This is a genomic window from Mesorhizobium sp. Primo-A (assembly GCF_003997175.1).
Classification (GTDB): Bacteria; Pseudomonadota; Alphaproteobacteria; order Rhizobiales; family Rhizobiaceae; genus Mesorhizobium; species Mesorhizobium ciceri.
In genome coordinates, this window is sequence record NZ_RZTG01000084.1 from 1 (window position 1) to 383 (window position 383).

Here is a 383-nt window from a genome sequence, read left to right on the forward strand (position 1 = left end):
TCGCTGACCTGTTCAACAGTCGCCGGGAGAAATTCTCCGCCGGCACTGTGCTCGGCTTGACGGTAGATGCGCAATGAACCCGCGTCTGGCTGCTGCCAAGGCCCTCGCAGCCGTATTGAGCGGTAAAGCGTCCCTGAACAGCTCGTTGCCAACGCAGCTGGACAAGGTTGAGGACCGCGACCGGGGGCTGACCCAGGATCTGGCATTTGGCACCGCGCGCTGGGAGCCAAGGCTGTCCGCGTTGGCAGCCAAACTGCTGCAGAAACCCTTCAAAGCCGCTGATAACGATGTTCAGGCCTTACTGCTGGTGGGCCTGTATCAGCTCTTTTACTCTCGCGTACCGGCCCACGCCGCCATCGGCGAAACCGTGGGCTGTGCTGACA

General features: G+C 61.6%; 1 protein-coding gene. It reads left to right on the top strand.

Going from position 1 to position 383, the window contains the following annotated elements; all coding sequences use genetic code 11:
* Positions 1 to 73 precede the first annotated feature (73 nt).
* The coding region (locus EOC83_RS32690; protein ID WP_206516584.1) for a transcription antitermination factor NusB at positions 74 to 383 on the top strand (310 nt) is incomplete at its 3' end.